Origin of the sequence: Vreelandella sp. F11 (assembly GCF_042466685.1) — a bacterium.
In the GTDB taxonomy this organism is placed as follows: Bacteria; Pseudomonadota; Gammaproteobacteria; order Pseudomonadales; family Halomonadaceae; genus Vreelandella.
The window spans coordinates 4,102,937-4,127,286 of sequence record NZ_CP170448.1 but is presented as its reverse complement, the minus strand read 5'-3'; the positions used below and the strand labels follow the sequence as shown (position 1 = coordinate 4,127,286).

Sequence of the window (24,350 nt, the reverse complement as noted above, 5' to 3'; positions counted from 1 at the left end):
GAAAATCGATTGAGCGCTCCTATTTTGCAAACTGTAGAGGCTGCTTCGGTGGAGTGGATAAGAGGCCGCCTCTTATCGCAAGTCTCACAGTCTGCTTAACGTAGGAGGTGTTCGATATGTTCGATGATCTCAAGCGTTTTGAAACCGGTTCGCCTCGTCAGTTTGACTGGTTTAGTCAACTGCTGGATGGCTTCTTCCCCGACGGCAACGCGATGGATATTCGCGCGGTGCCGCGAGGTAGTTTTCCCATGATCAACGTGGCGCGTAGCGATGACACCGTGCGTGTCTACGTATTTGCTGCGGGGCTGGCACCTTCGGATCTGACCATTGATATTCAAGACAATGTGCTGACGCTGCGTGGCAAACGTGATGCTGTGAAGGGAAGTAATGAGGACGGCAGTACGCGCCCGGTATTTCGCCGTGAACGCGCCAGCGGTGAGTTCGTGCGCGCTATTGCGCTCCCCGACGGTTTAGATGCCGAGCGGGCAGAGGCTCGCCATGCCCATGGTGTGTTCGAAATCGTGCTGCCTAAACGGGAAGAGCTCAAGCCGCGGCGTATTGATGTTCAGGCGGCGTAAATCATGTTTGTTAACCTTGATCAGGAGGTATAAACCATGAATAACGTTGTTCGTTCATCCAACCACTCCCCGCTTCAGCAGCGTGGCAATGATCAGCGACGCAGAGAAACGCTACTGCCAGCGGTGGATATTATCGAGGAGTCCAATGCTCTTAAGCTGGTGGCAGATATGCCTGGCGTTACCCACGAAACGCTGAAAGTAGAGCTCGACAACAATGTGTTGAGCCTGGAAGGTGAGATAGCGCTGAATATGCCAGAAGGGCTAAGCGCACTGCATGCCGAGGTAAGTGGCCAGCGCTTCGCACGGCGTTTTAGCCTCAGTCACGAGGTTGATGGTGATGCTATTACTGCCACTATTGTTAATGGCGTGTTGACGCTAACGCTGCCCAAGAAAGATAGCCACCGCACGCGCCGTATTGAGGTGCAGGCGGCATAACAGTTAGCTACAGATGACTATCAGGCCGAGTGTCCGCGATACCGTGGGCACTCTTTTTTTGTCTTGTTAGCTATTGCTTTAGATAAAGCGTGCCCTTCCCCACCACCACAGCGTTACCGCCAACCTTTACATAACCGGGCTTAATCTCGCCATTGGCGGCGGTATAGATAACGCTGGGCCGCCCCATATCCACACCCTGATGAATCTTGCACTGCAATACGCTTGGCTGGAGTGATGCTAAATAACCGGTTAAGGCGGCTGCGGCGCTGCCGGTAGCGGGGTCTTCGCAAATACTGGCATGCATACAGAACATGCGGCTTTTAATCACCGTTTCTGTCTCGCCTTGTTGTTCAATCACATACAGGTAAATCTGGACGGCACTGCTAGACATAACAGCACTTGCCCAAGTCGTCGTCGAAATATGCACGCTCTCTAACGCTGCCACGTCAGCGAGTTCGATTAAATGAAAGGGCAGCCCGAAGGAGGCAATCACCGGATCGCCAATCACCTGATGGATGTCCAATCCCAGCAGCTCAACGGCAGTGATGCGGTCAATAGTGCTGTCGGTGACCATGGCGGGCTGGGCGGTCTTAAACGTTGCCCTATCATATTCGTAATTAACCACTAGCTCGCCTATGGGAGGCTTTAACACAACGCCTTGCTCGCGGTTCACTAAATTCAGTCCCGCTAGCAGATGCGCAGTGCCTACCGTGGGGTGGCCTGCAAAAGGGAGTTCACGAGTAGGCGTAAAGATCCGCATCGGGTAGTGATTTGGTTCAGTGGCGGAACTTAAAAACACCGTTTCGGCTAGGTTAAGCTCATTGGCCAGCGTCTGCATGGTACTGGTTGCCAAGCCATCGGCATCCAGAAACACCGCCAATGGGTTGCCGGTAAACGGCTGATCGGTAAAGACGTCGAGTAGATAATACTCAGCGGTTTTCATAAGACCTCTCATCTAGTGGTGTATGCTTCCAAAACGCTTTATGACCCTCTTTGAGCGCCTGTGTACGGTTAATACCGATATCTTCAAGAAGCCTGTCATCCAGTGATAGCAGTTGACGGCGGCTACGGCGGTAGTGACGATACTGGCGCAGTTGATAGCTTAACTGGTAGCGAAGCTGAGTAAGGCTGAAGCGTGGCATGGCGGCTCTCCTTGAATGCTAAGTGCCTAACCAGATTACTCAGTGCGACTGTTTGAATACAGATATAGGATTTATTATTTTCAGGATACAGAAGGGCGTGTTATACCTCTGTATGGTCGCTGGAAAGGGCATCTGTATTGTTATCGGACTGTGGGTGGGAGGGTATTATGACGCGCTATGAAGAAGTCGCTACCATTTTGCGGGAACGTATCGAGCACGGTATTTACCGCGTGGGTGACCGCCTACCGTCTATCCGGGCGGTGTGCCAGGAGCTAGACGTTAGTATTTCAACGGCCCAGGAAGCCTATCGGCAACTGATAGATGTAGCGTTGATTGAGTCGCGGCCTAAATCGGGCTACTTCGTGCTACCCAGTCGCGTGCCATCGGTGTTGCCATCGGTCTCTCGGCCTGCCCAGCGCCCGCTGGATATTTCTCAATGGGATCAAGTGCTGGAGCTTGTCGCGACCCAGCGTGATGATGTGCGGCTGCTTTTGGGGCGAGGCATACCGAATTTTGAATATGAGACGCTGCGACCGCTGTCTAAAATCCTTGCTGGCCTGCATCGCAGCAATGACCTGCACGGGTTCAACTACGACAAGTTGAGCGGTAGCCCCGAACTGCGCCAGCAGGTGGCACGGCTGGCGATTAATTCTGGCTGTTTGCTGCACCCGGACGACATCATGGTGACCACCGGCTGTCAGGAGGCGCTCGCTATTGCGCTGCGCACGCTTACCCAGCCTGGCGATGTGGTGGCTGTGGACTCGCCCAGCTTTTACGGCACCATGCAGATACTCAAGGCCAACGGCTTAAAAGCCCTGGAGATACCCACCGACCCACAGACGGGTATCAGTCTGGAAGCCCTGGAGTTGGCGTTGGAGCAGTGGCCGATCCGCGCGATACAGGTCACGCCCACCTACAACAACCCGTTGGGCTACACCATGAGTGAGGCACGCAAGCGGGCACTGTTTCAGCTCGCCCAGCGTTTTGATGTGGCGATTATCGAAGACGATATTTATGGCGATTTGTCGTTTACTCTGCCCAGGCCGCGCACCGTAAAATCCTTCGACGACGACGGGCGAGTGATGCTGTGCAGCGGCTTTTCCAAAACCGTGGGGCCAGGGCTGCGGGTGGGTTGGCTGGCGCCGGGCCGCTACCGCGATCAGGCACTGCATATGAAGTATGTCTCCACCGGTGCCTCCGCCACGCTGCCGCAGCTGGCCATAGCGGAATTCGTCGCCAAAGGCCACTACGAGCGCCACGTCCGCTATGCCACCCGCCAATATCAGCGTCAGCGCGATATCATGATCAGTTGGGTGCAGCGTTACTTCCCTAAGGATGCGGGGATCAGCTACCCCCAAGGCAGTTTTTTGCTATGGGTAGAGCTACCCGCCGCCGTGGATTGCGTACGCCTTAACCAACGCTTGGCGCAGCATGCTATCCACGTAGCGCCGGGGTCGCTTTTTTCCGCCTCGGGTAAGTTTCGTCAATGCCTACGCCTTAACTATGCGTTCACGTTAACACCCAGCATCGAAGACGCCGTGCGTACCGTGGGGGAGTTTGCTTCCGAGATGGTGGAGGAAGCGCAGGCGCATTCGGCAAGTATTATCTAAGTTCACGTCTAGACCGCAACCTTGAGCATTTATTCTTATTCATATTAGATCATGGGAATTCACCCTCTATTTTCGAGGTACCCATGCGTCGTCATGCTCTCACCTATCGCGCGTTCGGACAGCCGCTTGAAACATTGAACATGGAAACCGCGAACGTTCCACGCTGTGAGGGTAAGCTCAGGGTGAGGATGTTATGTGCCCCAGTTAACCCATCTGACTTGATTCCCATCTCCGGTGCTTATTCTCACCGCATAAAGCTCCCCGCTGTCGCTGGTTACGAAGGGGTTGGCCGGGTTATTTATGCCCCGCGAAAATACGCCCACTTGATCGGAAAGCGAGTTCTCCCATTACGAGGCGATGGCACTTGGCAGACCATTTTGGATTGTGATCCTGCTCTCGCAGTGCCCGTCCCAGATGCTATTCCTGATGTGGTCGCAGCACGTGCCTACATTAACCCTTTAGCTGCCCTAACAATGCTTGAGACTTGGCCTGTAAGGGGGAAGCGTGTTCTTCTAAGTGGAGCTGGGTCGAATTGCGCTGATTATCTTGGAGCATGGGCATATCATCACGGCGCCAGGGAAGTTGCTGGCATATACCGCTCCGAGAGTCGAGTTGCCCGCTTGGAACAGCTCGGTATCAAACCGGTGTCGATTCGAGATGCGTCGAAGATCTCGGATGTTGCGCTGGAGTCTGAGTTGGTATTTGATTCTTTGGGCGGCCCAGTGGCATCGAATATCCTGCAGTTAATGGCGCCTGGCGCGATGTTTTTTGCCTATGGATTATTGACTGGGCAGGCCATTCAGTTGGATACCAAACCTAGGGCTCACTATAGAAGGTTTCATCTACGCGACAGTTTAGCCAGGATGTCTGCCGAGGTTTGGCAGCATAAGTTCTCCCATATCTGGCGACTTTTGAGCGAGGTAGATATGCCAAATTATCAAGTATTTCCTAGCCAAGATTGGCGGCAAGCGGTCGAGAGGGCACTTTGCCCAAGCGGCCAGAAGGTGCTTCTGGACTTCACACTTGCATGATTAGCTTCCAACCTCAGCGGTCGCCTTAAAGAGGATGGGCGCGTCTTTACAGTGTGAGATTGCCGGGACGCACATTCAACTGCTCCAGACGCTGCTTCAAGAGGCCCGGGAAGCGGGTATACCAGGTCTGATTGAGGGGAGAGGGGTGAGGCAGTGGGTAGAGTGTAAAGGCCTGTTCTTCACCCCGATCATCCTCCAGCGTCACTTCGATACTGCTCTCAAAGCGATTCTCACTCTTCCAGAAGCTCTCCAGGCGCGCACGCTCCTCCTTTGAACGACCAATGCCAAACCACAGGAAAGCCTCGCGTCCCAGCGTGATCAGCGTCCGCCCCTCCCAGCGCGAGATCAGAACTTCGTTCATCAGGCCGTGAAAGTGGCGCTTGACCTTCATTGACCACGCCTTATTGCCGACGGGCTTGTAGGGAACGGTGTTGATCCAGAAAAAGTGTTCTCCTACGGCACGCGAGGCCTCGAAGTCCGGCATCTCCTCGTCATACAGGTGTGCGTAAAGTGCCTTTCGAATCAGTTGCCCGCCAGCGCCGATAAAGGGCTCGCCATGGCGTACCTCATCGCGCCCCGGGTCGCGCCCGAAAAAGCCAATGCGCAAGTTCGGCTTGCCAAGACCGATGATCGGCTCCAGAGGATCGCGCTCAAAGCGTTTGTAGACCTCGATATCGATTCCTTCGATCTCTGCCGCCAGCGCTCTGAACTTCTCCTGTTGCCGCGGGGTCAGTGACATCTTCCATGCTCCTTGGTGATGTTAGGCAGCGAGTTCAATAAAAGCACTCTTGCGCCGTACGCCAGAGACACATACCGGCAAAGTAAACAGATGCGATGCCCCATCCCCATAGCGCCCAGGTGGCGTGCTCAGGGCTTGAGAGTACCAACGACGTTGTACACGCGCACCACACTAGCGTGATGGCGATATTGAACGGCATGAACAAGCGCACCCGGAAAGGGTGAAGGAACTTCATCTTAGTGACGGTAAGGATGGCCAGAAAGACGATAGCGGCAAAGGTGATGAACGGTGGGAAATCGAGAATATAGAAATAGGCGGCGGCGATGTTCCAGGCGGCAGGAAAGCCAACAAAGTAATTATCCTGGCTTTTCATATCGACATTGCAGAAACAGAACATCGATGACAGCAGAATGATAAATACGGATAGCAGCCCTAAATAGGGTGGCAATTCAACGAAGTAGTAGATGAACAGGGCAGGAATAAAGGCCCAGGTCAGGTAATCAATGACCATATCAAGCGTTGAGCCATCGAAATGGGGCAGTATGGCTTTCACTTCATACTTACGTGCTAGCGTGCCATCGACCCCATCTATCATCATTGCGGCACCTAGCCAGAGCAGGCAAGCAACGGGATTATCATCGACCAGTGCGAGTAGCGCCATCGTGCCGAGCAGCACTCCGCTGGCAGTAAATACGTGGACGCTCCATGCCTTGCAAATCGATGCGCGGGATTCTGCCTGCGAAGAGAGCGGTTGAGCCACATTAACCCCATTGGGAACGTGGTGTCCCCGTGCTGTTCGGTTTATAGATGAGTGCTTAAAGAACCATACCTTACTACAAGAAGATGCCCAGATAATACGCAGGTAGGCCATCTGTCTATGGCGTCTTCGTTTGCCAAGCATGCAAGAAGTATAGTGCCTCACGCCTTTTTTGTTACACCGGTCGCTGAAACCGCTGTCTTGCCTTTTCGACCCGCTCGCGGGTGATGCAGCTTGGCGAGTGATCATTGAGCAGTCCCATCGCCTGCATAAAAGCAAAAGCGGTTGTTGGGCCAACGAATTTCCAGCCGCGCTTTTTCAGCTCTTTGGAGAGTGCGATGGATTCAGGCGAGGTGGTCTGGGTTTGCGGAGCGGCGAGTGAATCAGCGTCTGGCTCGTAACGCCAGAAGAAGGCAGCCAGAGAACCTTCCTGTTCCACCATTGCTTGTGCCCGCTGGGCATTATTAATGACGGCTTCAATTTTACCTCGGTGGCGAATAATCCCCGCGTCTTGCAGCAAGCGTTGCACGTCATCTTCGCTAAAGTGGGCAATCTGATGAAAATCGAAATGGTGAAAAGCGGTGCGGAAGTTCTCACGTTTATTGAGAATGGTGCGCCAGCTCAGGCCAGACTGAAAACTCTCTAAGCAAAGCTTCTCAAATAGCCGCTGATCATTGTCTACCGGGAAGCCCCACTCGTTATCGTGGTAGGGTAGAAACTCCGGCGCGCCGCCACACCATTGGCAGCGAGAGTGTCCATCGGGGGCGATAAATGCGGGCATGGCAACCTCTCCGTTTCTGTTACACATACTGTATTTCATTGGCGATACGTTGTTTACTGAATGTTGAAAAACTCAGGTTAGAAAGTAGGCAGTTTATTCAGTAATGCATGCCAGGAGGCTACACAGTGACCACGATTCGTTTAGCTACCATTAACGATCTTGATGCTTTAACAACTCTGCTGGATGGCTATCGCCAGTTTTATCAGCAGCCGAGTGACCTTGATGCGGCACGTACTTTTCTGCGCCAGCGCTTTGGTCAGGCCGATTCGCGCGTCTTGGTCAGTGAAGGCGCTGATGGGAAGCTGACCGGTTTTGTGCAGCTATACCCAGGCGTTTCCACGGTGGGCTTGAATGCGCGCTGGACGCTCAATGATCTGTTTGTGCTGCCAGAGTGTCGCGATACGGGCACGGGCAGGGCGTTAATGGAAGCCGCCACCCAGCTTGCCCACGATCACGGCGTAGCACGCTTGATATTAATGACCCAGGTAGAGAACGAGTGTGCCCAGCACCTTTATGAATCATTGGGCTGGCAGCGTAATACTGCTTTTTACGGCTATTTGCTGGACGTTAAATAATACTGCGCATAGATGCGTGCTTAAGTGGCGTTCTCCGGCAACTTACACACATCCACCCATTCGGCATTGACCAGCTCGGCCAGGCGCTTGGGGCTTAGACGCACGGCGCTGTTGGGCGAGCCTGCGGCGGGCAGCACTTCATCAAAAGCGTGGAGCGATTCATCGCAGTACACCGGCAGGTCAGTGGCGAGGCCAAAGGGGCAAACGCCGCCTATGGGGTGGCTGGTGAGTTCCATGACCGTCTCGGCGTCGAGCATTTTGGCCTTGCCGCCGAAGGTATCGCGAATTTTGCGGTTGTCGATACGCGCATCGCCACTGGCGACAATGAGTAGCGGTTTTTCACCGACTTTGAACGCTAGGGTTTTGGCAATTTGCCCTGGCACTACGCCGTGGGCGTCAGCGGCGAGCTGAACGGTAGCTGTGCTGGTTTCAAGTACTTCGATGTTTACATCCGGCGCGTGCTCGGCAAAAAACTGACGAACGGTTTCGATGCCCATCTTGGATTTCCTCGGTCATTAACATTCGTCGGTAACATTAGACGCTTAAATGACTAATCTAACGTGCCTTTGGTGGATTAGCCAAGCCACTGGGGCGTGGTGATTTTGGCAGGCTCACGCTGCATGATGATCTCGCCGTGGCGTACGGAAAGCAGCACTTCGCCTTGAGTGCGCAGCACGCTGTAGTCATCCTCGCCCTCCAGCAGATTGAAGCTGGCGGGTTTGCCGACCTCGATGCCGTAACGCGCTTCAATATTGAGCGTGCGGGCGCTGTTGTCGGTAATCAGTGAGAGCGCCTGGCTGAAGTCCTGATAGCCCATCATCTGGCAGATATGCAGGCCAAAATCCAACGTTCGCAACAGCTTGCCATTTCCCAGGGAGTACCAGGGATCAAAGATGGAGTCCTCGGCAAAGCAGACGTTAATGCCCGCTGCGTTGAGCTCCTTAACACGCGTCACGCCGCGCCGTTTCGGGTAAGTGTCAAAGCGCCCTTGCAGGTGAATGCTTTCGGTAGGGCAGGAGACAAAGTTAATACCCGAACGCTTGAGCAGCAGAAACAGCTTGGAGCAGTAGGCGTTGTCGTAGGAGTGCATCGCCGTGGTGTGGCTGGCGGTGACACGGCTGCCTAAGTCGTTAAACAGTGCTTCGCAGGCCAATACTTCGAGAAATCGCGAATTGGGGTCATCAATCTCGTCACAGTGCACATCCACCAGGCGGTCGTACTTGATCGCCAGTTCGATTACCCGTTTCATGGAGGCCACTCCCAGCTCGCGGGTGTATTCGAAGTGGGGAATGCCACCTACCACATCGGCGCCAATTTCCAGCGCCTCTTCCATAAGCCTGTCACCGCCGGGGTAGGAGAGCAGGCCATCTTGAGGGAAGGCCACCACCTGAATGTCGATTTTATCTTTTAATTCATCGCGCAAGGCGCACAGGGTTTTAAGGCCAATCAGGCTTGGGTCGCTGGTATCTGCGTGGGTGCGCACAAACTGCACGCCATTGCCGATCAACAAGTTAAGCGTTTTCAGTACTCGCTCGCGAATATCCGCTTCGGTGAGCATAGGCTTACGCTCGCCCCAGCGCTCAATGCCTTCAAACAGCGTGCCGCTCTGGTTCCAGCTAGGCTCGCCCGCCGTAAGGGCAGCGTCCAAATGAATATGGGGCTCAATAAAGGGCGCGCAAACGAGCTTGGCGCCCGCATCAATCTGCCCCTCAATGGCTGTTTGCGGGGCATCTTGGGCGGTAATAGCAGTGAACCTACCGTTCTCAATCTCAAGTCGGTAAAGCTCAGGGCGCTGGCGTAGGCGGGCGTTGATAATTTGCATGCTCATATAAAACAGGGGCTCACTTATTGTTTGGCAGTAGAGGGAAGCGTATCGCTTAGCGTAGCGTGGTTTAAACGAAGTAACACGGCGTAGCTGCCCGCTGCCACTATCACACCCACCAACGGAGGCAGTAACGGGGAGAGGTAAGCCGCCCCGGCGCCCAGCGCATAGGCAGCTAACCCTCGCCGGTTGAAGTCGGGTAGTCGTGCTTTATCCAATGCGGGATAGCGGCCTTTATGCTTAAGCCAGAAGTCCGCCATGATCACCCCGCCCATGGGGGGTATAAAGGTGCCGAGTAACACCAGAAACGGGATGAGTAGGTTATACATGCCCCCTACCGCCAGCACGGTGCCAATCGCTGCGCCGCCTACGGTAACCAGCCGACGCTTTTCGGTACGCAGCAAATTGCAGCCCGCCACGGCGAAGTTGTAGATGGTGTTGTCCTGGGTCGTCCAGATATTCAGAAACAGCATCAGCACGGCGATAGAGACAAACCCTTGAGCGATCAGCACATCGACGATATCCGCCTGCTGGTAAATCATGGTACCCAGTGCGCCGGTCAGTACCATTAAGCCGTTACCGACAAAAAAAGCCGCCAGGGTGGAGATGACGGCAATTTTCGGGGTCTTGGCGAAGCGGCTCCAGTTGGTGGCTTGGGTGCCGCCGCTGATAAAGGTGCCAATGATGACGGTAATCGCCGCCGCTACACTCATGCTTTCCGTGGGCGTTTGCTGGCTCAGCCCCGCGAAGCCGCGCACATCCACCAGCCCTGTAAATAGGCTTATCAGAATAAACATCATCATGGCGGGAACGGCAAAGCGTGAAAGCCAGTCCATGCCCTTGTAGCCAATCATGGCGGTCACGCAGAAACCAAACCCAAACAGCACCATTAAGGGGATTTCCAGCCACTCAGGCATCCCTGTGGTGCGTACTAACACTAGTGCAATCGTGGCGGTGCCCCAGGCGTACCAGCCGATCTGGGTAAAGCCAAGAATAAAGTCGGAAAGTTTGCTGCCTTTTTCGCCGAAGCAGAAGCGCCCCATCAGCACCGAATTGAGCCCGCTTTGACAAGCGATATAAGCAAGTGCCGCCGCATACATCCCCAGCAGCAAGTTGCCAATCACGATGACCCATAGCAGTTGGCCAATCGGAAAGGCTTGGCCTAACGTGCCGCCCGCCCACATGGTGGCGGTGAAAAACGTAAATCCAAGCAGTACTGCCGAGGTAGAAAGCAGGCCCTTGCGGGCGCTGGTAGGGACTTCACTAAGGGGATAATCTGACGTCTGCATCACGCTCTCCTAGCATAAATAAGCGAACCTGTTAGCTGTTTATAAAGCAAGAGATATGCCAAAAGGGTAGGTGGTTAAGCATGATTAATCTTGTCATTTTTTTAAGACATATCAACTCATTTTAATGATACTTTAGTAAATAAAACCTAACTGTTTGTGTACGCTTGCCGCATAAAACAGTTAGGTCAAAAAGCTCGCTTGTTAAAGAAATGATCGCTCACTGCGATTAAGCCTAGATAGGCCCGCTGCAGCTATAGCCATGAAGGAACCGGAGTAGATGCCAGAACCCCAGTATAGGAGTGTTTCACTGCCTGCGGCTAAACTTCCTTGGCATCATACCCTGGTGGGTAAGGTGGTGATGTTTATGCTGCTGGGCGTGCTGTTTGCGTATCTAACGGGGGCACTGTCGGGTGTTTTTATGGTTGAACGCGGGGCACGGGAGCAGTGGTCGCGCGAAGCGCAGGTCAATGCTCAGATAGTGAGCGCGACGATTAGGCGTATTTATACATCCGTGGCAGTTAAGACAGATGGTACTGGTCAAGTCACACATATCATTTCCCAGCGCCCGATTGGCGATGAAGAGTCGGTTCTGGAAACTGGGTTTAGCCCAATTGATGTATTGGCGCTGGCAAGTGCTCAAACGCGTAACAATGTATGGCTGTTCGCGAAGGCATCAGAGGGAGCTCTTACCGTAGTGGCAGATGCACTTAATACACCATCAGACACCCCTGACCACTTGACGGTCGATACATGGCATACAGCATCGGATGCCGCTGATTTTTATGTTGGATTTGCCAGCATTGGTGGAGAAGAGCATTTTATTAGTTCGCTGCCCATTGTTACTCCCGATGGCCAACTGTTAGGTACTCTAGTCGCCACTATAGGCCAGGAAGAAGGGTTGTATCAGATGCGTAACGATCTGATCAGAAAAGCATTTATGGCGCTGCTGGTGGTGTTGATCGCAACAGCGCTGTTAGTCACTATTTTAATGCGTCAGTTATTTACCCCTGTGCCGGTATTAATTAGATCGCTCACCGAAATTGCTAAAAATCATACCGCTGATAGGACGCCTTATACTGACCGAAACGATGAAATTGGCCGGATGGCAAAGGCCATAGATGCGCTTCGTAAAAAAGTCATTGAGCGTGAACACTTACTTGAAGTTAAAGACGAAGCGCTCCGCTTTCAGCACCTTGCTCATCATGATGAGCTGACCAAGTTGCCCAATCGCGTGCAGCTCAATAATGCGTTGAAAACAGCGGTGAACTCATTGCTTCAAGGCGACGTATTTAATGTCATGCTGTTTGATCTTGACCATTTTAAAGCAGTGAACGATAGCCTTGGTCACGCGGCGGGTGATGCTCTGTTAGTTGAAGTCAGTCAGCGAGTGCAGGGGCTGCTTACCCACAATGATTTGGTGGCGCGCCTTGGTGGCGATGAGTTTGCCATCATTCAACGCGTTGTGCGTAGCGCTACCAACGAGGCAAAAGCACTCGCAGAAGCAATTGTCGCTACCCTGCGTGAGCCGTATCAGTTTGATAGCCAGGAAATTAACATTGGTGTGAGTGTTGGCATTGCTACCGCGCCTGCGGATGGCCGCAATAGCCATGACCTGCTACGTCACGCAGATCTGGCGCTCTATGCGGCCAAGGCGAGAGGGCGCGACCGCTATATGCTCTATGAGCCAGGGATGACAATGGATTCTGGGATCACCGAATAAAGGTAAACCTATGAAGTGGCTAGTAGCGGTATTACTGAGTAGTGCGATGTGGCATTGTGCCGCCGCTAGTGATGAGCGGGTAGCCTCTTCACCGACTTTGTCGCGTATTGCCTCGACTGGCGAGATTGCTGTTGGCCATCGCACCAGCGAAGTCCCCTTCTCCTACCTGGTCAACGACCAACCGACAGGCTACGCGATTGACCTGTGCCTAAACGTGATCAAAGGCCTGGGGGAAACATTGGGCCTAGATGAGCTCAAGGTAACTTATGTGCCGGTAACGCCGGCCAATCGATTTATATTAGTGCGTAATGGCGATGTGGATATCGAGTGCGGGGTAACCACCAATACCCCTGAACGTCGTCGCCAAGCCGCTTTTTCGTACCCTCATTTTCTGACCGCAACGCGTTATGTATCCCTCGCTGAACAGCATATGGACAGCCTGCAGGATCTGGCGGGGCGCAGCGTGGTATCAACCACGGGCACTATCAATATTGCCCAGCTTAACGAGCTTAATCGCACCGAGGGGCTCAATATATCGGTGATGCTCAGTCGTAATCATGAAGAAGCCTTTGATATGGTAGCTTCAGGGCAGGCATCCGCGTTTGTGATGGATGAGATTCTGCTGGCAGGGTTAGTGTCATCGGCCACTGATCCTGCCGCCTTTCATATCTCTCAGGCAACACTGAGTTGTGCCGAGCCCTATGGATTAATGATGCCGCCTGATGACCCTGTTTTTGTTGAGCTGGTCAATAAGGAGCTGCGCAACATTTATCAGAGTGACACTATCCACTCTCTGTATGAAAAATGGTTTTTACAGCCGCTCCCTCCCGACAACCGGGTATTGAATTTGCCTCTAGCGCCGGCGCTTGCTGCTATTTTCGCCAACCCTGAGCAGTACACAGAGTAGAGGGGGTGTGTTATGCGCCGAAGTTTATTGCTTGGGTGGTGTAGTTTACTGGTAATGATGTCTGGTGGAGAGGTAGCCCAGGCAGAGACGCCTATTGATTCACTTGAACGCATAGAATCAACCGGCGTGTTAAGGGTTGGCTATGGTGATACGGCGCCATTCTCTTATTTAGATGATCAGGGTAACGTCGTCGGTTACTCTATCGATATCTGTCAACGCTTAGCGAAACAACTGCAAGTGCAACTGGGGCTGCCTTCTCTTGAGATCGCCTATGTATATCGTACACCCAGTAACCGGGTGCAACTGCTCAATAGCGGCGATATCGATATTGAGTGTAATGCCAGTACTAATACCCAAGAGCGACGGCAGAGCGCGCAGTTTGCGCTCAGCCATTTCTTTGTCTCGGTACATTATGTGGCCCTGAAAGAGAATGGGTTTACCACCTTGGAGGACTTGGCCGGACGAAGCGTGAGCGTTGCTAGGGGCACCGTCAATGTCAGTCAGATCAACCAGGTCAATCGAGAACGGCAACTGAACTTGTCGGTCGTGCCAGTCGAGACATTGCAGGAAGCGTTTGACTTAGTCGCTGATGGGCGCGTAGCGGCCTTCGCGATGGATGATATATTGCTGAGCACAATGATTGCTGAGTCCCAACACCCCGACGCATACGCGCTTTCCGAAGAAGCCATTACGTCGACAGAGCCACTCGGTTTTTTAATGCGATTGGGCGACGACGCCTTTGCAACTGAGGTGAATAAGGCTCTTGAGCATATTTATACCAGTCCGGAAATGCCGCTGCTTTACGAACGATGGTTTCAGCAACCTATTCCTGGCAAAGACATTACGCTTAATGTACCGATGAGCACCGTACTGGCTGAGCACTTTAGCGCTCCTCGCGATATGACTGTAGATTAAGCGTGTTAAGAGCACTAACTTAAAAGAGTATAACTCATTAATTTAGAAGTAAGATTTAAATACCTTTACTTGCCAGAACGTTAATATAGGCGCCAGGCTCATACGGCTTGAGAGTTAAATAAGCCACGCATTAATGTTTCGACGATACCCTCGCTGTCATCGGGCAGGGAGTACTCCTCAGGGTCTTGTAGCCAGTCAAAGCAGATTCCAATCAAAAACCCATGAAGCTGGCGGCGGGCGCTAGCCGGTGTGATGCCTTTGCGTAGGGCGCCAGCTATTCGGGCTTCTTCAAACAACTGCTCTATCTGCAGTTCGACATGCTCAGAAAGACGCGTGATCATGCAGATTCGAGGATGTTCCTCTTCCAGCTTCTCACAGCGGTGCAGCACAATCGTCGCCGCCCGCTGCAGCGGTATGTTATAGCAAATGGTTGCCAGTAGACCTTGGGCGATAGCGCGAAGGCAGTCTACCGGCGAATCTCCGAGCCGTTGAACGGCATCACCCACTATTTCGTCAAGGGGAACGCGCACTCGCTCCAGCAGCGCATCAAAAAGTGCTGCTTTATCTTCAAAGTGCCAATAAATGGCCCCTCGTGTCACGCCTGCTGCCTGGGCGATATGAGCCAAGGTGGTGCGTGAAACGCCTTGGGCTAGAAAGGTGGTCTCTGCCGCGTCCAGAATGGTTTCTCGGGTACGTTCAGCGTCGGCCTTACGACGGGACATAGCGGCTCCTATTAATAAAAGTAGCGTTATTTTGGCAGTGATGGATAGCAAAGTCGCCAGTTGGTGATTATTATATATCTCACTGACATTCGTGAATGTCAGTGAGATATATAATACCCCACTTCGGTTTTTCTACGTCAGTTTTGGAAAGCGGTATAGACCCCCAAGGAGCATCCCGTGGCCGTTACTCTTCTCCGTTCATTGCCCATCCTGCTGGCTCTGCTCGTGCTAACGGGTTGCGAGCAACCCCAGGCGCAGTCAACTGAGCCAACGCGCCCCGTCAAGTTGCTGACGTTGCAGTCGGCAAATACCGCCGCCTTGCGGCAGTTTCCGGCGCGGGTGGAAGCCTCTACGCGCAGCAATTTGTCCTTTCGGATGGCAGGGGAGCTGCTGGAACTCAATGTCAGCCCCGGCCAACAGGTGAGCGAGGGCGAGGTGATCGCGCGGATTGATGGTCGTAATGCGCAAAGCGAACTGGACAGCGCCCGCTCGCGATTGCAGTTAGCCGAGGCAACGCTGGAGCGCATGCGCTATACCCTGCAGCGCGGGGCGGTCAGTCAATCCCAGTTTGATGAGTCGGAGAGTGAGTGGCGAGCCGCCCGAGCCACCTTTGAGCAGGCCCAAGAGCAGGTCGAGCATACAAAACTACGCGCCCCTTACGATGGTGTGATTGCCCAAGTGCCTGTGGATAATCGCCAGATAGTCCAAGTTCAGGAAACTGTCGCGGTGATCCAGCAGCCAGGGCAGCTAGACGTGGTGTTTCATCTGCCCGAGCAGATCGTGCAGCGTATACCACGCAGCAATGGAACGCCCTTCGGTGATGCGCTGGCGTTCGAAGTGCGCTTTGGCAATAGTGACAAGCCCTATCTCGCCCAGCTTGCCTCTTACACCACCCAAGCCAGCGCGCAGAGCTTGGCGTATGAAGTCACCCTTACGCTTCCCCAGCCGGACGATATCACCCTGTTGGATGGCATGAGCGCCAACGTGCGCTTGGACTTGAGTTCGCTGCAAACCGACACTAGCACCCCGCTGTGGCACCTGCCCGCGGAGGCGGTGAGCTATGCTGGTGATGATCCCGACCAGGCCCAGGTATGGCGGTTCGTCGAGCCGGAAAACGTTGAAGCAGTGACGGTGGAGGTTGGTCAATTAACCTCAAACGGCCTTGAAGTCAGCGGAGAGTTGGCAGCGGGGGATCGCATCGTGGCCGCTGGTGCCCACCGTTTAACCGCGGACACCCAGGTGACGCCGTGGGAAAAGGAGCAGGGGCTTTAATATGGTCGACTACTTCCTACGCCACCGCGCGGCCAGCTATTTAATGACGGTGGTGCTGCTGGCGGGCGGCGCGCTATCGTTTTTAGGCATGGGGCAACTGGAGTTCCCCGAATTTACCATTCGCAATGCGTTGATCACCACGCAGTATCCCGGAGCGACGCCTGAAGAGGTCGAACAGGAAGTCACCTCGACCCTGGAAGAGTCAATCCAGGAGATGTCATCGATTAAGCGTGTTAGTTCGGTAAGCTCTGATGGCCTCTCGCAGATTACCGTCGAGCTTGAAAGCACGGTACAAAATGAAGAGCTTCAGCAACTGTGGGACTCGCTGCGCCGTAAAGTACAGGATGCCCAAGCTGCGCTCCCGCCGGGGGCGAGTCAATCCCGCGTAAACGACGACTTTGGCGATGTATTTGGCTTTATGGTCAACCTGACCGGCGATGGGTATAGCATGCCGGATTTGGCTGACCACGCTGATTTTCTCAAGCGCGAACTTGCGCTTGTGAAGGGCGTTGCGAAAGTGTCATTAAGCGGTGAGCACGAAGAGCGCATCTATATCGAAGTTGATCGCGAACGTCTTCGTGCGCTTAATATTCCGCTTGCTCGTCTGCAGCAACTGCTTGAGACCCAAAATGCCGTGGCAGACTCAGGGCATCTTAAACAGGATGGCCGCCGTTTTCGTATCACGCCCACGGGGAGTGCCGCGAATATTGAAGATCTGCGCGCGCTGATTGTCAGCGAGGGGGACGGCGAGCTGGTGCGGCTGAGCGATATTGCCGATGTGAGCCGTGAGCTAGCGGAGCAGCCCCAGCAGCTTTACCGCGATATGGGCAGGCCGGCGATCTCCCTGGGCGTCTCGTTTGAAAGCGGCGTCAATGTGGTCGAGGTGGGAGAACGGCTAGAGCAGAGTTTGGATGAACTGCAAAGCCGCACGCCGCTGGGCATGGAGCTAAACGTCGTTTACAACCAGCCCCAGGTGGTCGATGACGCGGTATCCGGTTTCCTGGTCAGCTTGATCCAGGCGGTGGCCATCGTCATCGTGGTGCTGATGCTGTTTATGGGATGGCGCAGCGGGCTGTTAATGGGCTTTATTCTGCTGATCACCATTATCGGCACCTTTATGTTGATGCGCTTTCACGGGCTGCAGCTGGAGAAAATCTCGCTGGGGGCACTGATTATCGCCCTCGGGATGCTGGTGGATAACGCCATTGTGGTCACCGAAGGCATGTTGGTGGGGCTAAAGCGCGGCAACACTATTCGTGATTCAGCGCACCAAGTGATTCGCCAAAACGCTTGGCCCCTGCTGGCGGCCACGCTGATCGCGATTGCCGCCTTTGCGCCCATCGGTTTATCGCCCGACACCACCGGTGAGTTCATAGGCTCGCTATTCTTCGTGCTGCTCTACTCACTGCTGCTGAGCTGGATCACGGCGCTGACGTTAACACCCTTCTACTTCAAGCTGTTTTTCCGCAACGTTGCCCCCGGCGATGGTCAGGAGGATCCCTACAAAGGCGTGGTTTACCGTTTTGTAGGTCGTGTGATTATCATCGGTATTCGCTGGCGCTGGCTAACCTTGGTACTGATGATGGCCGTATTGGCGGGTGCCGTGATTGGCTTTGGTTCGGTTAAAAATGCCTTTTTCCCAGCCTCCAATACGCCTATCTTTTTTGTCGATTACCGCACGCCGGAAGGCACTGATATTCTCGAAACCCAGCGCCGCGTTAGCGAGCTGGAAGAGCGCGTGATGGAGATGGACGGCATTCGCCACCTGACGACTACCGTAGGCGGTGGGGCGCAGCGCTTCACGCTCACCTACTCACCGGAAGACCGCTACGCAAGCTATGCACAGTTGATTGTCGAAACCGATGATAAGGCGATTCAGCACGACCGCATGGCCGACGTCGAGCAGGTGCTTAAGCACGATCATAGCGATATCGACTATAAAATCGCCCCACTGGAAGTGGGGCCCGCCCCCAAAGCCAAGCTAGAAGCACGTTTCTACGGCAGTGACCCGGCAGTGCTACGTCAGTTAGGTGATCAGGTTGAAGCCATGTTCCGCGATACGCCGAATATGACCAGCGTGCGCACCAGCTGGCGTAACCGCGTGCAGGCGATTGAGCCTGTGTTTCTTGAGGATACCGCGCGCAGACTGGGTGTCTCACGTGAAGATCTGGCCAGCACCCTTGCTCTCAGCACTAGCGGCAGCCAGGTGGGGGTTTACCGCGATGGCAGCGACCTGATTCCGATAGTGGCTCGGGCGATCCCCGAACAGCGCCACGACGTAGACAATTTAGGCTCGTTGAACGTATGGAGTGAAGAGCAAGGCCGTTACATTACGGCCGATCAAGTGATCCGCACTATCACCACCCAGGTAGCGGATCCTCTTATTATGCGCCGCAATCGTGAACGCATGCTGGCGGTGTACGGCGAGCCTGACCCGTTAAGCGGGGTGACCGCCGCCAGCGTATTGGCCGAGATTCGCCCAAGGGTGGAAGCGTTAGATCTACCCGCGGGCTATCGGCTGGAGTGGGGCGGTGAGTACGAGACCGCAGGCGAAGCGCAGAGTGGGCTATTTGCCTCGCTGCCCCTGGGTATCGTGATGATGTTTATTCTCACCGTGGTGCTATTCAATAACTTCCGCCAGCCGCTGGCAATCTGGTCGCTGGTACCGCTGACGATTATTGGCGTAGTGGGGGCGCTGTTGCTTACCGGGTTGCCCTTCTCCTTTATGGCGCTGCTAGGCACGCTAAGTTTGATCGGTATGGTGATTAAAAATGCCATCGTGCTGGTGGAGGAGATCAACGTTCAGTTGCCGCTACACCAAGACCGCTACCACGCGGTGGTGCGAGCAGCCGTCAGCCGGGTTCGCCCGGTCGCTATGGCTGCGCTAACCACCATGCTGGGGATGATTCCGCTGATCAGTGATGCCTTCTTTGCCAGTATGGCGGTGGCGTTGATCGGTGGCCTCGGCGTAGCCACGCTGTTAACCCTGGTAGTACTGCCGGTAGTTTACTGCGTGCTCTACCGGATACGCATACACCCGGATAAATAACACCCTACACTGGATTGCTTTTTCCCCCACCTAACCGCCGTGGCTTAGCGAAGTCACGGCGGTGAAATGGTTGAGTTTTAATTAGACTAAAGTTGAAGGTCTATTAGCCGATAAAGATAAAGTTTTAAATAGGAATCAAACGGTTAATTTGATTTAGTCTAAAATCGCTGGAATGTCTCTAGCTAGATTACATGAATTACCAATAACTAATCTAACCCCCTGGAGCAGTCCCGCAAATGAATCGCATTCTTAACAATGTTTCGATTAAAATGAGCTTAACGCTTGTTTTGGTCATTTTTTCACTGCTGATAATCATTATTGCCTTTCTCGGTTATCGAGCAGGCGTAGAGGGTAGTTCGTCGCTTAACGAGGTTGACCGTGCAGCAGACCAAATGCGGTCAGTTAATCGGGGGCAGCTTTCCATTGCGAATGCACAGCTTTTTTACGTAAATAGCTATGTCGCGGCTTATGAAGGTGATACGCGCGCAGCGCGTGATTATCTGACTGAAGCCCAGAGTATGCAGCAGTCAGCTCAGGCATACTTTTCCAGATTTGAATCCATCGCTATTCAGACGCCCCTGGTGGAAACCTTGCTGGCCAGTTTTCAGAGCTTGACGGAACAGGGGTTGATGCCCCAAGAAGCAGCGTTGTCAGCTGGTGATGAGGAGCAGTTTCGCAATGCAAGGGAGACGGCCAGCGAGTTAAATCAGCAATTCATAGAGGCGGGAACGGCCTATAACGATTACATGGCTGCACAAAATAGGATAATGGTGGACGATTATGAAAGTGACATGCAGCTCCTCACTTATATTGATATTGCGGTACTTATAATTGCCGCGTTAATCGTGCTATTTGTTCGCATTGCCATGGTGGGAGCGATTGTCAAACCGCTAAACGAAGCGGTCGCGCATTTTGAGCGTATTGCGCAAAACGACCTGTCGCACCGGATTAGAGAACGCGGCTGTAACGAGATAGGCAAACTGTTCAGCGCCATGCAGCATATGCAGAGCGGTTTAGTCAAAACGGTCTCGGAAGTGCGCGATAGCAGCGGCTCTATCCATATCGGGGCGCGTGAAATTGCCAGTGGCAACGCGGATCTATCATCGCGCACTGAACAGCAGGCGTCTTCTCTGCAGGAGACGGCCGCCAGCATGGAGCAGTTAACCGCCACCGTTAAGCAGAATGCCGATAACGCCCGTCAGGCCAGCCAGTTGGCAAACGATGCCTCAAGCACGGCCAGCAACGGTGGTGAAGTGGTTGAAAAAGTCATTACCACCATGCACGGTATTAATGGTAGTTCGCAAAAAGTGGCGGATATTATTACCGTTATCGACTCTATCGCTTTCCAAACCAATATCCTGGCGCTGAATGCCTCCGTGGAAGCAGCGCGGGCAGGTGAACAAGGGCGTGGCTTTGCCGTCGTAGCCAGCGAAGTGCGAAACCTGGCGAGCCGCAGTGCGGATGCCGCGAAAGAGATCAAAGCATTGATCGAAGCGTCGTCCAGCCAAGTAAAAGAGGGCTCGGCATTAGTCGAGAGCGCTGGGGAAACCATGCGTGAGGTGGTCGCTTCGGTGCGCCGCGTGACGGATATCATGGATGAAATTTCCGCGGCATCCCAGGAGCAGAGCTCGGGTATTGAGCAGGTCAATCAGGCGGTCGCCCAGATGGATGAGGTGACCCAGCAGAACGCGGCGCTGGTTCAGCAGGCTTCCTCAGCGGCAAGCTCGTTGGAAGAGCAGGCGGCGCGGCTTGAAAGCGTTGTCTCGGCTTTTCGTTTAGCAGAAGGCGAGAGCCGCACGCAGCATGCGCCTTTAACCTCACCACAGCGCTCTTTACAGGGTGCTTCGCAGCGCTCGTCACAACACTCATCACAACAACAGCCTGCCCTACTGCGGCCTGCGCCACGTAGCCAGCAAATGAGCAGCGTCGACCAGGAGTGGGAGTCTTTTTAAGCCTGAGTCTCGATTAGTTTTAATAGCTCAATCATTTAGCAATGCAACTACCGTTGCTGCGCAACAAACGCTGAATAGACTTAAAGTAAAACCTAGCGCGCGGATGAGAAATCATCCGCGCGAATCTTTATAAGTCATTAATTTGTATAGAAAGTAGTTAGCGTGAAAACAGTTCAATTGTTAAAAAGTATGAACTCAATGTTTTAGGTTGAGTGGGGGTTGTAATATCAGCTCATCCAAAAGGTAGCTGATTACTCCTTTTAACTTAGGGTTAGATGAGCTCCCTCCCTTAACTTAAAGCAAAATCGAAGCGTGGTCGCTTCGAAATCGAGGTTATCCATCTATGAACCGACTGCTTAGTAATATCTCAGTGAAGATGAGTTTGACTCTCATGCTCACTATTTTTTCAGTGTTAATACTAATAATTTCTTTTCTCAGTCATCAGTCTGGGAAAAAGGGGGGAGACTCCCTTGAGGAGCTAGATAACATTACAATGCATCAAATGCTGCCTCTCAACCGTACCCAGCGGTCGGTTGCCTATACGCAGCTATTTTATTTGAATAGTTTAGACGCGGAACACGAAGGCAATACTGGTGTAGCGAGTGATTACTTAGCCCAAGCGACTACGTTTCAAACGGCTGCCCAGGAGTTCTTTGCAACTTTTGAGTCATACGACCCACGTGCTACTCAGGCCGAGTTGGCTGAAGCGGTGATTACTTCCTTTAATAACCTTATGCAGCAAGGACTGATCCCTCAGGGCGAAGCGTTAGAAGCAGGTGATGAGGCTGGTTTTCGCACTGCACAAGCACGAACTAGTGCTTTGAATCAGCAGTTTATGGACGCGAGCATAGCTTTCAATGAATTCTTGGTTGAGCGCGGTGACCAATTGGTTACCGGTTATGAAAACGATATGCAACTCATCACTTACATTGATATCGCTGTACTCTTAATTGCAGCGTTAACGGTTTTATTTGTTCGCATTGCCATGGTCAGCTCAATTGTAAAACCGTTAAATGAGGCGGTAACCCACTTTGAACGTATTGCCCAAAATGATCTTTCAGGGAAAGTTAGTGATCGTGGCCGTAATGAGATTGGTAAGCTGTTTATCGCCATGCAGCATATGCAGAGTGGCTTAGCCAAGACGGTGTCAGAAGTGCGCGATAGCAGTGGCTCTATCCATATCGGCGCGCGTGAAATTGCCAGTGGCAATGCGGATCTATCGTCGCGTACCGAGCAGCAGGCTGCCTCGTTACAAGAGACCGCTGCTAGTATGGAGCAGTTAACCGCTACCGTTAAGCAGAATGCCGATAACGCCCGTCAGGCTAGCCAGTTAGCAAACGATGCCTCAAGCACGGCAACTAACGGCGGTGAAGTGGTTGAGCAGGTGATCACCACTATGCACGGCATCTCGAGCAGCTCACAAAAAGTGACGGATATTATTACCGTTATTGACTCTATCGCCTTCCAAACCAATATCCTGGCGCTGAATGCCTCGGTGGAAGCAGCGCGGGCAGGTGAACAAGGGCGTGGCTTTGCCGTGGTGGCCAGCGAAGTGCGTAACCTGGCGAGCCGCAGTGCGGATGCCGCGAAAGAGATCAAAGCACTGATTGAGGCGTCATCAACCCAGGTAAAAGAGGGCTCAGCATTAGTCGAAAGCGCTGGGGAAACCATGCGTGAGGTGGTTGCTTCGGTGCGTCGTGTGACCGATATCATGGATGAAATCTCTGCGGCCTCTCAGGAGCAGAGCTCGGGTATTGAGCAGGTCAACCAGGCGGTCGCCCAGATGGATGAAGTAACCCAGCAGAACGCAGCCCTGGTGCAAGAGGCCTCTTCTGCAGCAAGCTCACTGGAAGAGCAGGCGGCACGGCTTGAAAGCGTTGTCTCAGCCTTCCGTTTATCGGAAGGAGAGAGCCGGACGCAGCATGCCCCGTTAGCTGCCCCCCAACAAAAGTCGCCAGCGCTTATGCGGCCAGCGACTCGTAGCCAAGCCAGTAGCAAAACCACGGCGAGTGCTGAAGATGATTGGGAAGCTTTCTAAGCTAACGTGTTCCACCGCTTAGATTTCTCGATACTTATATTACCCGATACTTAGGCAGCATTACCCCCTCTTCAGGAGGGGGTAATGGTTTAGCGAGCGCCTAGTTAATTGACGGGCTTAGTGCCGCATTAACCTCTTCAACCTGAAGCGCCAGGCTCTGCAGGCCACCGCCAGAGAGGTACCAGAGCGCAGGCGTTAGTATAACGACCTGAGCATTTTCCGCACCGGCGTTTGAAAGGGTTTGGGTTAACGCATCGGCATCAGCGGGTTCATCGCCGATCGCGGCACTGCGGTCAATAACCAGGACAATTTCTGGATCAATTTCAGCAATGGCTTCAGCGGACAGCGGTGTGAAAGTACGAGTCCCGCGGGTTTCTGATGCCACGCTATCAGGCATTTCCAGTGCCGCTATACCCAGTACATCATGCACCACCGGGTGATGGTTTAACATCAGGTTGCCACCGTTATGCGTCACTACCAGGGTGCTGGGAGCGTTACTCAAGGCTTCGCGCTGAGTTTCTATGGCGTTATGTAGGATTTCAAGCGCTTCTTCCGCTTCAGCTTCTGCGCCAGTCTGACTGGCTAGTTCGCGCACATTAGCGTCAAAAGCGACAAGGTAATCGTCGCCTTGCAGGCTAGTGTTTAGCAAAGGGGCAATATCGCCGAGCTCTTCTTCCCAGTCGCCCTGGCGGCCGGTGTAGAGAATCACACTAGGCTCGCTTTCGCTTAGGGCTTCCATATCCGGCGAGCGAAGGCCGCCGATATCGGTATAGGTTTCTGCTGAGTACTGTTCCAGATAGTCCGGCAGGCTGGATTTGGGCACGCCCACTACCTGCTCGCTTAAACCTAATGCATCTAATGTATCCAAGCTGCCTAAATCGAAGGTGGCGATACGCTGGTCGGCGCTCGCGGCCGCGCTGGCCAGAAGTAGCGTTGCGGTGAGGGTTGTAATAGCGGTTGTGTTGATAGTAGCGTGCTTCATTGGGCTTCCTTTTATGAGAAAATATTCTATATGC

Annotated in this window: 22 protein-coding genes and 1 pseudogene; 13 read left to right on the top strand and 10 right to left on the bottom strand. The window is 53.5% G+C overall.

Features of this window, described 5'->3' with window-relative positions; genetic code table 11:
• The first annotated feature begins 116 nt into the window (after window positions 1-116).
• Together ACFIOZ_RS18905 and ACFIOZ_RS18900 are read left to right on the top strand one after the other, a co-directional pair.
• Window positions 117-578: an Hsp20/alpha crystallin family protein gene (locus ACFIOZ_RS18905; protein ID WP_386080419.1), complete on the top strand. Its 462-nt coding sequence runs from the start codon at window positions 117-119 to the stop codon at window positions 576-578.
• Between the two features lie 36 nt (window positions 579-614).
• Window positions 615-1,013 carry an Hsp20/alpha crystallin family protein gene (locus tag ACFIOZ_RS18900; RefSeq protein WP_386080417.1) on the top strand — a complete coding sequence of 133 codons (399 nt, stop codon included), beginning with the start codon at window positions 615-617 and terminating at the stop codon, window positions 1,011-1,013.
• 70 nt (window positions 1,014-1,083) lie between these two features.
• Here the strand turns inward: ACFIOZ_RS18900 and ACFIOZ_RS18895 are convergent, their stop codons facing one another.
• Complete coding sequence (locus tag ACFIOZ_RS18895) at window positions 1,084-1,956, bottom strand: PhzF family phenazine biosynthesis protein (RefSeq protein ID WP_386080415.1); 873 nt, start codon at window positions 1,954-1,956, stop codon at window positions 1,084-1,086.
• On the bottom strand, window positions 1,943-2,155 hold the full coding sequence (locus ACFIOZ_RS18890) for a DUF1127 domain-containing protein (RefSeq protein WP_386080413.1): 213 nt from the start codon (window positions 2,153-2,155) through the stop codon (window positions 1,943-1,945). Before ACFIOZ_RS18890 ends, ACFIOZ_RS18895 begins: the two co-directional genes overlap by 14 nt.
• 167 nt (window positions 2,156-2,322) lie before the next feature.
• Here ACFIOZ_RS18890 and ACFIOZ_RS18885 point away from each other — a divergent pair, with 167 nt between their 5' ends.
• From ACFIOZ_RS18885 to ACFIOZ_RS18875, 3 genes and pseudogenes are all read left to right on the top strand, one after another.
• Window positions 2,323-3,765, top strand: a complete 1,443-nt coding sequence (locus tag ACFIOZ_RS18885) for a PLP-dependent aminotransferase family protein (RefSeq protein WP_386080411.1) — start codon at window positions 2,323-2,325, stop codon at window positions 3,763-3,765.
• A gap of 83 nt (window positions 3,766-3,848) precedes the next feature.
• A pseudogene (locus tag ACFIOZ_RS18880) lies at window positions 3,849-4,097 on the top strand (alcohol dehydrogenase); the annotation flags it as partial.
• A 288-nt stretch (window positions 4,098-4,385) separates the two neighbouring features.
• Window positions 4,386-4,796 (top strand): hypothetical protein, encoded by a 411-nt coding sequence (locus ACFIOZ_RS18875; protein ID WP_386084163.1) that lies wholly within the window; start codon window positions 4,386-4,388, stop codon window positions 4,794-4,796.
• Between the two features lie 46 nt (window positions 4,797-4,842).
• Here ACFIOZ_RS18875 and ACFIOZ_RS18870 read toward each other — a convergent pair whose 3' ends face one another.
• The 3 genes from ACFIOZ_RS18870 to ACFIOZ_RS18860 form a co-directional block, all read right to left on the bottom strand.
• The gene (locus tag ACFIOZ_RS18870) at window positions 4,843-5,535 is read right to left on the bottom strand and encodes a uracil-DNA glycosylase family protein (protein WP_386080410.1); all 693 of its coding nucleotides are present in this window, start codon (window positions 5,533-5,535) and stop codon (window positions 4,843-4,845) included.
• Window positions 5,536-5,569: 34 nt separating this feature from the next.
• Complete coding sequence (gene pcsA, locus ACFIOZ_RS18865; protein ID WP_386080409.1) at window positions 5,570-6,295, bottom strand: phosphatidylcholine synthase; 726 nt, start codon at window positions 6,293-6,295, stop codon at window positions 5,570-5,572.
• Window positions 6,296-6,467: 172 nt separating this feature from the next.
• Window positions 6,468-7,073: a DNA-3-methyladenine glycosylase I gene (locus tag ACFIOZ_RS18860; protein ID WP_386080407.1), complete on the bottom strand. Its 606-nt coding sequence runs from the start codon at window positions 7,071-7,073 to the stop codon at window positions 6,468-6,470.
• Between the two features lie 125 nt (window positions 7,074-7,198).
• On the opposite strand from ACFIOZ_RS18860, the gene ACFIOZ_RS18855 reads away from it, so the two are divergent.
• Window positions 7,199-7,648 carry a GNAT family N-acetyltransferase gene (locus tag ACFIOZ_RS18855; RefSeq protein ID WP_386080405.1) on the top strand — a complete coding sequence of 150 codons (450 nt, stop codon included), beginning with the start codon at window positions 7,199-7,201 and terminating at the stop codon, window positions 7,646-7,648.
• Between the two features lie 20 nt (window positions 7,649-7,668).
• Here the strand turns inward: ACFIOZ_RS18855 and ACFIOZ_RS18850 are convergent, their stop codons facing one another.
• From ACFIOZ_RS18850 to codB, 3 genes are all read right to left on the bottom strand, one after another.
• Window positions 7,669-8,145 carry a YbaK/EbsC family protein gene (locus ACFIOZ_RS18850; protein WP_386080404.1) on the bottom strand — a complete coding sequence of 159 codons (477 nt, stop codon included), beginning with the start codon at window positions 8,143-8,145 and terminating at the stop codon, window positions 7,669-7,671.
• Window positions 8,146-8,222: 77 nt separating this feature from the next.
• The gene (codA, locus tag ACFIOZ_RS18845; RefSeq protein ID WP_386080402.1) at window positions 8,223-9,476 is read right to left on the bottom strand and encodes a cytosine deaminase; all 1,254 of its coding nucleotides are present in this window, start codon (window positions 9,474-9,476) and stop codon (window positions 8,223-8,225) included.
• Between the two features lie 17 nt (window positions 9,477-9,493).
• Window positions 9,494-10,759 (bottom strand): cytosine permease, encoded by a 1,266-nt coding sequence (gene codB, locus ACFIOZ_RS18840; protein WP_386080401.1) that lies wholly within the window; start codon window positions 10,757-10,759, stop codon window positions 9,494-9,496.
• Window positions 10,760-11,036: 277 nt separating this feature from the next.
• Here codB and ACFIOZ_RS18835 point away from each other — a divergent pair, with 277 nt between their 5' ends.
• From ACFIOZ_RS18835 to ACFIOZ_RS18825, 3 genes are read left to right on the top strand one after another with little or no spacing between them, the layout of a single operon-like run.
• Entirely contained in the window at window positions 11,037-12,479 is a 1,443-nt protein-coding gene (locus ACFIOZ_RS18835; protein WP_386080399.1) for a diguanylate cyclase domain-containing protein, read from the top strand.
• Between the two features lie 10 nt (window positions 12,480-12,489).
• Window positions 12,490-13,386: an amino acid ABC transporter substrate-binding protein gene (locus ACFIOZ_RS18830; RefSeq protein ID WP_386080398.1), complete on the top strand. Its 897-nt coding sequence runs from the start codon at window positions 12,490-12,492 to the stop codon at window positions 13,384-13,386.
• A 12-nt stretch (window positions 13,387-13,398) separates the two neighbouring features.
• Complete coding sequence (locus ACFIOZ_RS18825; protein WP_386080396.1) at window positions 13,399-14,301, top strand: amino acid ABC transporter substrate-binding protein; 903 nt, start codon at window positions 13,399-13,401, stop codon at window positions 14,299-14,301.
• A 98-nt stretch (window positions 14,302-14,399) separates the two neighbouring features.
• Here the strand turns inward: ACFIOZ_RS18825 and ACFIOZ_RS18820 are convergent, their stop codons facing one another.
• A complete protein-coding gene (locus ACFIOZ_RS18820; RefSeq protein WP_386080394.1) occupies window positions 14,400-15,023 on the bottom strand; it encodes a TetR family transcriptional regulator in 624 nt (207 codons plus the stop codon).
• Window positions 15,024-15,200: 177 nt separating this feature from the next.
• Here ACFIOZ_RS18820 and ACFIOZ_RS18815 point away from each other — a divergent pair, with 177 nt between their 5' ends.
• The 4 genes from ACFIOZ_RS18815 (at window position 15,201) to ACFIOZ_RS18800 (ending at window position 23,334) form a co-directional block, all read left to right on the top strand.
• Window positions 15,201-16,295 (top strand): efflux RND transporter periplasmic adaptor subunit, encoded by a 1,095-nt coding sequence (locus ACFIOZ_RS18815; RefSeq protein ID WP_386080393.1) that lies wholly within the window; start codon window positions 15,201-15,203, stop codon window positions 16,293-16,295.
• A 1-nt stretch (window position 16,296) separates the two neighbouring features.
• Window positions 16,297-19,344 carry an efflux RND transporter permease subunit gene (locus ACFIOZ_RS18810; protein ID WP_386080392.1) on the top strand — a complete coding sequence of 1,016 codons (3,048 nt, stop codon included), beginning with the start codon at window positions 16,297-16,299 and terminating at the stop codon, window positions 19,342-19,344.
• A gap of 236 nt (window positions 19,345-19,580) precedes the next feature.
• A complete protein-coding gene (locus tag ACFIOZ_RS18805; protein ID WP_386080390.1) occupies window positions 19,581-21,296 on the top strand; it encodes a methyl-accepting chemotaxis protein in 1,716 nt (571 codons plus the stop codon).
• Window positions 21,297-21,639: 343 nt separating this feature from the next.
• Complete coding sequence (locus tag ACFIOZ_RS18800; RefSeq protein WP_386080389.1) at window positions 21,640-23,334, top strand: methyl-accepting chemotaxis protein; 1,695 nt, start codon at window positions 21,640-21,642, stop codon at window positions 23,332-23,334.
• 100 nt (window positions 23,335-23,434) lie between these two features.
• On the opposite strand, the gene ACFIOZ_RS18795 is transcribed toward ACFIOZ_RS18800, so the two are convergent.
• Window positions 23,435-24,316 (bottom strand): ABC transporter substrate-binding protein, encoded by an 882-nt coding sequence (locus ACFIOZ_RS18795; RefSeq protein ID WP_386080388.1) that lies wholly within the window; start codon window positions 24,314-24,316, stop codon window positions 23,435-23,437.
• Window positions 24,317-24,350: the final 34 nt, after the last annotated feature.